Raw genomic sequence first — 7,569 nt, forward strand, 5'->3', positions numbered from 1 at the left:
GCCGGGGGCCGTGGCCGCGCGCGGCAACGGCGCCGACGCTGGCGGCGCGTCGCTGGGCGCGTCCTCGGGCATCTCGTCGCGCCAGTGGCTGCCGGCCCAGAACAGCAGGAACATCACGATCCCGAACAGCACCCAGCCATAGACCAGGTGGTCGAAGCCGGTGGCCAGCGTCATCCCGCTCAGATGGCCCAGTATCACGACGATGTAGGCGCGCAGCACATTCGCCAGGATGGGCACGATGATGGCCATGGTCATGAACATGATCCATTTGCGCGGCTTGCGGTAACTCAGGTGCGCATACAGCGCGCCCAACGTGAAGGAGGCGATCAGGTAACGCACGCCGCTGCAAGCGTCCACCACCGACCAGCTGCCGCTGGGAATGCTGAAATTGGTGCCCTCGCTCCACACCGGAATGCCGCTCAGACGCAGCGCTTCCACCGTCGCGGTGGCCGTCACGTGGACCAGCGGCGGAATCAGGCTGTCGCCAAACGGCACGGCCAGCAGCACGTACAGCAGCGGGAAGGCCAGACCGAGGGCGATGCGCCGGCCCAGCACCGTCAGCACCATCAGCGGCATCATGGCGGCCAGCGCGTACTGCTGCACGATCAGCACGTCGCCGGCGCTGCCCAGCAGCCAGGCGGCGGCGGCCATCGCCAACAAAATCAGGCCCGGCCAGTATGGCGCGGCCGGCAACCGCGCCAGCAGCGCGCGCCGGCGCCACACCAGCCAGATGCTCATCGGCAGGATGATGTAGCCGTGGGCGAAGGTCTCGGAACGCTCCCAGATCGAGACGATCGATTGCGCCGTACCGGCAAACAGCAGGACCGGCAACAGCAACAGCAGCGCCACCAGCAGCGGGGTGCGCACCTCCGGATGCCGCGCGGACGGCAGTTCGGACACGGCCGGCTGGCGCTCGAGTATCATGCCTGCCTCCGCACCGGGGGCCGCGCTTCCAGCAGACGGTCGACGCCGGCCAGGTTGCTGTCCCAGCTGTAGCGCTGTTCGACCGCCGCGCGCGCGGCGTGGCCGATGGCGGCGTCGGGTTGCTGCAGCAGCCGCACCACCGTGTCCTCGAATGCCGCGGCGTCCTGCGCCAGCAGCAGTTCGCGGCCGTGCGCGGCGGCGATGCCCTCCAGCGCTTGCGGCGACACCACCACCGGTTTGGCCATGGCCATCGCTTCCAGCACCTTGTTCTGGATGCCGCGCGCCACCCGCAGCGGCGCCACGCACACCGCCGCGTGCGCCAGATAGGGACGGACATCGGGCACGGTGCCGGTGACGCGCACGCCAGGCTGAGACGCCAGTTGCTGTACCGCGCCATTCGGCCGGGCGCCGACGATCCAGAACACCGCCTGAGGAAAGCGTGCGCGCACCGCCGGCAGCACTTCGCTGGCGAACCACTGCACCGCATCGACATTCGGCCAGTAATCCATGGCGCCGGTGAAGACGATGGCCGCCTCCTCCCTGGCGAACGGGCTGGCGCCACCCTGTTCCGGCGTAAAGTAGGCGGTATCGACGCCGTTGCTGAAATGGCCGATGCGGGCGGCGCTTTCCGGCGCCATGCCGCGGAACAGCTCGGCCTCCGGCGCGGAAACGAACAGCGCGGCGTCGCAGTCGTGGGCCACCTGGCGCTCGAAGGCCAGCAGGCTGCGGGCCTCGTGCGCATACAGCCAGCGCATCGGCGGCTGTTTGCGCGCGGCGTACTGGCGCCATTTGTCGGAATCGACATCGACGAAATCCACCACCCGGCGCGCCTGTGGATACGCCTGCACGTATTGCGCCATGGCCGAGGAAAACGCCAGCATGCGCTGTACGCCGTGCGCCTCGACGGTCTGGCGCACCCAGTCGCGCAGGCCGGCGTCGCGGTAATAGCCGCAGGACAGCGAGGTGCCGCCCAACAGCGACCCCAGGCTGCGCAGCCGCGCCGGCAACGGATTCAGGCGCGCATAATGGCTGCTGGCGCACAGCGCGTCCAGCGTCTGCCGATGCTGCCAGTCGTCGGCGTCATCGATAAAGCAGCCCAGGTGCACGCGATAGCGCGCAGCCAGATGACGCAGCAGATGGTACGAGCGGATCTTGTCGCCCTTGTTCGGCGGATAAGGGATGCGGTGCACCAGCAGCAGCAGGTCTTCCATGATCACCCCAGGTGCTTGACGATGTGCGGACCAAGCTGATTGGCCAGGCCCAGCGGCAGCTTGCGCCACAGCTTGATGAACATCCGGTACTTCGGATTCAGCGGATTGTTTTCCGGCACCGCCTCCGCCGCTTGCAGCCGGTATTCGTATTCGAGCGGCTCGGCCGGGAAGCCCCAGTTGTGCTTGAAGTCGTAGGCGCCAGTGCCCAGCTTACTGCGGCCGAAGTCGAAGCTGCGGCAGCCGCGTTCGACCGCCGCTTCCATCAGGTTCCAGTACATGAAGTCGTTGCCGGCCACTTCGCGCGCCACGTCCATGCCGCCGCCGTAATATGGCAGCACTTCGCCGCGGAAGAAGAAGCTCAGCACGCCGGCGACCAGCTCGTCGCCGCGCAGAATCACGCGCACTTCGCAATCGTCGCCGAATTCCTCTTTCAGCAGGCGGAACCATTTTTTCGGAAACACCGGCGTGCCCAGGCGGTGCACGCTGGTGGCGTAGGCGGTGAAGAAACGGTCGACGGTCTGATCGACTTCGCCGCGCAGGCCGCACTTGATGCCTTTGCGCACCATGGCGCGCTGCTTGCGCGGGATGGCGTTCATGTTGTCTTCATGACTGGCGCTGATCGGCTTGCGGAAGGTGACGTAAATCGGCTTGCGCTGCCATGCGGGATCGTCGCCGTGGGCGGCGCGGATGCCCCGGTATTCGAGATGGCCGGCGCCCAGTTCGGCCGCCAGCTTCAGCGCCGCTGCGTCCAGCATGGCGCGCGCCTGCGGGGTGTTGGCGGCGATGCCGCCGTAGACGCAAAACGGCAGCGCCGCCAAGGTGTGGCCGAACAGCCGGCTCTTGACCTGGGCCAGCGGCAACACGCCCTGGATCTGCCCATCCTGCTCGACGAAGTAAAACCAGGTGCGGTGACCGAATGCCTGTTCGATGGCGCGCCGCCAACCGGAGCGGTGGAAGAAAGTGGCTTCCGGGCAGGTTTGCACGAACGCGTCCCAGCGTGCCATATCGCGCGCCTGCATCAGATGCAGGGTCAGCGGTCCCGGCGCGGCGGGGGCGCTGCGCAGCGTGGCCGCGGGTTCACCGGCTTCTTCGATCAGCGAGTTCATCGCGGCTCCAGGAACAGGCGGTCCATGCGCTCCCACTGGAAGTCGCGCGTCAGCGCCTGGATGCGGCTTTCCATGCGTTCCAGGTTGACGTAATGGCGGAAGCGGGTTTTCCAGTTCAGCCCCTGCTGGCGCGGCTGGCCGGGATCGAGTTCCCACGGGTGAAAATAGAAGATGGCAGCCTGGCCATCGGTCTGGTTGACGTGTTCCATCATCCAGCGCGACAGCGCGTACGGCAGCAGGCGGAAATAGCCGCCGCCGCCGGCCGGCAGGTTGCGTTTCATCAGCCGCACGGTGGTGATCGGCAATTCCAGCAGGCCGTCCGGCCCGTTCGGGTAGAAGGCGAAGCGCGGCGCGTCCGGCATGCCGTAGTGATCGTGGCGCACCGGGTAGATGCTGGAGCTGTAGCGGTAGCCCGCTTCGCGCAGCGCCTCCAGCGCCCACAGGTTGCCGTGGCCGATGGAAAAACTCGGCGCGCGGTAGCCCAGCACGGGCTGGCCGCCCAGGTCTTCCAGGATGCCCTTGCTGCGGCTGATGTCATCCATGAATTGGGCGCGGTCCTGATCGGAGGCGCGCAGGTGGCCGTAGCCGTGGCTGGCCAGTTCGTGGCCGCCGGCGACGATGCGCTTCACCACCTGCGGATAGCGCTCGGCGATCCAGCCCAGCGTGAAAAACGTGGCCTTGACCTGGCGCGCGTCGAGGATGCCGAGGATGCGCTCCATATTGGCCTCCACCCGGCACTCGCGCGCCGGCCAGCTGTCGCGCGCGATGTGCGGCGCGAAGGCCGACACCTGAAAATAATCTTCGACGTCGATGGTCATGGCGTTGCGCACGCCCCCTGCCTGCGGCTTGACGGCCTGTGCTGAGAAGCTGTTCATCGCGCCTCCTAGTCGTTGTCGAACTGCTCGTTGGTGGCGGGCGCCGGGGTGGCGGCCACCATGCGCTTGAGAATGGACAGCACCGCCACCAGCGATTTTTCCACCTTGATCATGCGCTCGTCCATGTAGGCCGGGCCATAGCTGTGGTAGGCGTGCGGCGCCTCCAGCTCCTCGACCAGGCTGGCGGTGGGATCGGCCGGCGCTTCCGGCAGCGCGAATTCCTCGCGCAGATCGCGCACCACCTCTTCGACATGGGCTTCGGTGAAGGTATGCACCTCTTCCAGGAAACCCATCAGCATCAAACGGTCGCACAGATGATTGGTCTTGCGCGGGATGCCGCCGGCAAACGCGTGGATCGCCGCGTGGGCCGCCGGCAGGAACACCGGATCGTCCTGCCAACCCACCGTGCGCAGCCGGTGCTCGATGTAAGCCCTGGTCTCATCCTCGGACATCGGCCCCAGGTGATAGGTGGCGATCACACGCTGGCGCAGTTGCTGCATGCCGGCGCTGTGCAGCGTGGTGCGGAATTCCGGCTGGCCCAGCAGGAAAGTCTGCAACAGCGATTTTTCCGATGACTGGAAATTCGACAGCATGCGCAATTCCTCGACCACGCGCGGCGCCAGGTTCTGCGCCTCGTCGACCACCAGCAGCGCGCGCTTGCCTTCGGCGTCGGTGGCGCGCAGGAAGTTTTCCAGGCCGTGCAGCATGGCAGCCTTGCTCAGGTTTTCGAACGGCAGGCCGAACGCGCCCGCCACGGTGCGCAGCGTGTCTTCCGGATCGAGGTGGGTGTTGACGACGTGGGCCGCGACGATGCGCTCGGACTCGATCTGCTTGAACAGGTTGCGCACCAGCGTGGTCTTGCCGGCGCCGACTTCACCGGTGATGACGATGAAACCTTCGCCCTGGGACAGGCCGTACTCGAGGTAAGCCATGGCCCGTTTATGGCCCTTGCTGCCATAAAAGAAATGCGGGTCGGGGCGCAGCCGGAACGGCTTGTCGCTCAGCCCATAATAAGTCTCGTACATCGCTTGTTTCACTCCCCTCTTAGAACTTGGTGCTCAAGCTGACAGAGACAGCGTTTTCCTTGTAGTCGCCCGCGCCCACGCCGACCGAACCGATCGCGTGGTGCACTTCCACCGTGGCCGCCATCTTGCTGCCGAGCTGGCGGCTGAACATCAAGCGCGCCACCGAATTGCGCGTGCTGAAGCCCAGCGACGTCGATTCCACGTTAGTGTGAGCGAGACTGGCGTTCACCGATGTGCGCGAGCTCAATTGGACGTTCCACATCAGGCTTGCGCCGATCTGGTGGGTATCGTCGTTGAGTGCGCTGCTGTTGCCCCCGAGCAGCAGACTGTCGCTCTGGAACAGCGACAATGCCTGCCGGCGGGTGTCGAACACCGAAAAAGTCGCCAGGCTGTGGCTGCTTTGATAAGCCACAGCGGCCTGCAGCTGGCGCTGGCGGAAATAGCGGTTGCTCAGATAGTTCACGCTGTCGGCCAACGCCGGCGGCAGGCCGGTGGACTGGATGTAGGCTTTGACCGCCAGCGCGCGCAGCACGGGATCGGTGATGCTCGACGACAGCAGCCGGTCCAGCAGGGCGGCCGTATCGACCGCCGCCGGCAGCAGGAAATTCGAGCGTGTGTTGCTGACCGAATCGTCATAGCTGACGGTCCAGACCGTAGCCCGGCTGCGGTGGCTGGCCAGCAGGCTGCCGCTCTTGCCATAGTAATGGCGGCCGATGCTGGCGCGCACGCTGGTGCGGCTGGTCGGCACCCATTCGAAGCCGCCGGACCACGAACGGCCGGCGGTGGCGTTGTTGAGCGTGGGGTAATCGTAGCTGTCGTAGCCGCCGCTGGCGGTCAGGTTCAGCGTCGGCCCCAGCACGTAGCGCAGGTTGGCCGATGCCGATTCCGATACCGAATTACCGCCGCGCGTGTCGTGCAGCACCTGGCGGTAATACTGCAGGCCCCAGCCGAGGCGGGTGAACGCCAGGCCGCTGTTGAGGCCGAGACTGACGCTGTTGCCCTTGCTGTCGCCCAGGCCGTTGTTGTTGGAACTGACCGAATCGCGCGTGTAGCGCACGTCGGCGCTGGCGAACGCGCCGAAATTGTGGTGCAGGTACGGCGAGACACGGTAGGTGCGCACCGTGGTGCGGTTGGTGGTGGTGTAGCCATTGTCCAGCACCGGCGCGCCGAAGGCCGAGGTTTCCTGCTGGCTCACCGAGCCGCTGGCGTCGAGGTAGAACAGGTCTTTGACCAGCGCGGCATTGGCGTCCAGCGCTCCTTGCGACTGCGAGTTCTGCGTGTTCGGCAGATCCTTGTTCGGCGTGTAGAACAGGTGCTGGCGGTAGGCCGCGCGCAACTTCAGGTTGGGACTGTTGTCTTCCAGCTCGAACCCGGGCGCGACGTCGGTCAGCCACTGCGCGCGCGCGTTGGCGCGGTCCTGCAGGTTGATGTTGTCGCTGTAGGTTTCGCGCACGTCCACCAGCGGCGTGAATTTCAGTTCCGCGCGGCAGGCCGGCGCCAGCGCCAGCAGCAAGGCCGCGGCCGGAACATGGCGCGCTTTAGCCATAGTGGTAGTCATAGCTTTCGGTGCCGGGGAAATCGCGCGACTTGTTGTACACCAGGTTGACGTTGGTGCACCCTTCCAGCTGGCGCAGCGCTTCCTTGACCGAGTGCTGGGTGGTGCGTTCGGCTTCCACCACCAGCACGATCTGGCCCATGTGGCTGGCCAGCACGTGCGCTTCGCTGGTCAGCAGCAGCGGCGGCGAGTCGAAGATGACGATGCGGTCGGGATAGCGCGAGGCGATCTCATGCACCAGCGCGGTCATCGACTGGCTGGCCAGCAGTTCGGTGGCGCGGGCGTTGCTGCTGCCGGCCGGCAGGATGGTCAGGGTGTTGACGTTGGTACGCAGCAGCACGTCGCCCAGGTCGAGCTGGTCGTCCAGCAGCACATCCATCAGGCCGCGCTGGCTGTTGATGCCCAGCGTGCGCAGCACCGACGGGCGGGCCACGTCGGCATCGACCAGCAGCACGGTGTTGTCCAGTTCCATGGCGATGCTCATGGCCAGGTTGATCGAGCAGAAGGTCTTGCCTTCGCCCGGCAGCGAGCTGGTGATCATGATCAGGTTGCCCGGCTTTTCGCCCGGCTCCGGCTTGCGCAAGGCGCGCTTGATCAGCGGGCGCTTGATGACGCGAAAATCCTCCACCAGCGGCGTGCGGCCGCCGGCCGCCGTGACCAGCCCCATCTGCCGCATGCGCGCCAGGTCCAAGGTCACTTCGCGGTTGCGGCGGCGCGCTTCCGGCGATGGATCGGTGTCGGCGCCAGCCACCGATGGCGCGGCTTCGGCAACGGCGACACCGGCCGCAAGGTCGGCGGCTGAGGCCGGCGCGGTGGCGACCGTCACCGTCTCCGCGTGGATTAACGCCGCCGGCGCCGGCACCGGCACCGCAA

General features: G+C 66.5%; 7 protein-coding genes. All 7 read right to left on the reverse strand.

Annotated features, from left to right (window positions below):
* Positions 1–924: exosortase A (gene xrtA, locus E4L98_RS26710; protein WP_135204574.1), on the reverse strand; the 924-nt coding region annotated here is incomplete at its 3' end.
* Complete coding sequence (locus tag E4L98_RS26715) at positions 921–2,135, reverse strand: TIGR03087 family PEP-CTERM/XrtA system glycosyltransferase (protein ID WP_135204575.1); 1,215 nt, start codon at positions 2,133–2,135, stop codon at positions 921–923. The genes E4L98_RS26715 and xrtA, both read right to left, overlap by 4 nt.
* Positions 2,136–2,137: 2 nt before the next feature.
* Positions 2,138–3,241 carry a FemAB family XrtA/PEP-CTERM system-associated protein gene (locus E4L98_RS26720; protein WP_135204576.1) on the reverse strand — a complete coding sequence of 368 codons (1,104 nt, stop codon included), beginning with the start codon at positions 3,239–3,241 and terminating at the stop codon, positions 2,138–2,140.
* On the reverse strand, positions 3,238–4,116 hold the full coding sequence (locus E4L98_RS26725) for an XrtA system polysaccharide deacetylase (protein WP_135204577.1): 879 nt from the start codon (positions 4,114–4,116) through the stop codon (positions 3,238–3,240). Before E4L98_RS26725 ends, E4L98_RS26720 begins: the two co-directional genes overlap by 4 nt.
* A gap of 8 nt (positions 4,117–4,124) precedes the next feature.
* A complete protein-coding gene (locus E4L98_RS26730) occupies positions 4,125–5,141 on the reverse strand; it encodes an XrtA/PEP-CTERM system-associated ATPase (RefSeq protein WP_135204578.1) in 1,017 nt (338 codons plus the stop codon).
* A 19-nt stretch (positions 5,142–5,160) separates the two neighbouring features.
* Positions 5,161–6,699 (reverse strand): TIGR03016 family PEP-CTERM system-associated outer membrane protein, encoded by a 1,539-nt coding sequence (locus tag E4L98_RS26735; protein ID WP_135204579.1) that lies wholly within the window; start codon positions 6,697–6,699, stop codon positions 5,161–5,163.
* Positions 6,680–7,564, reverse strand: a complete 885-nt coding sequence (locus E4L98_RS26740) for an XrtA-associated tyrosine autokinase (RefSeq protein ID WP_371857289.1) — start codon at positions 7,562–7,564, stop codon at positions 6,680–6,682. The genes E4L98_RS26735 and E4L98_RS26740 overlap by 20 nt, the downstream gene beginning before the upstream one ends.
* Positions 7,565–7,569: the final 5 nt, after the last annotated feature.

The organism is Duganella callida, assembly GCF_004614165.1.
GTDB lineage: Bacteria > Pseudomonadota > Gammaproteobacteria > Burkholderiales > Burkholderiaceae_D > Rugamonas > Rugamonas callida.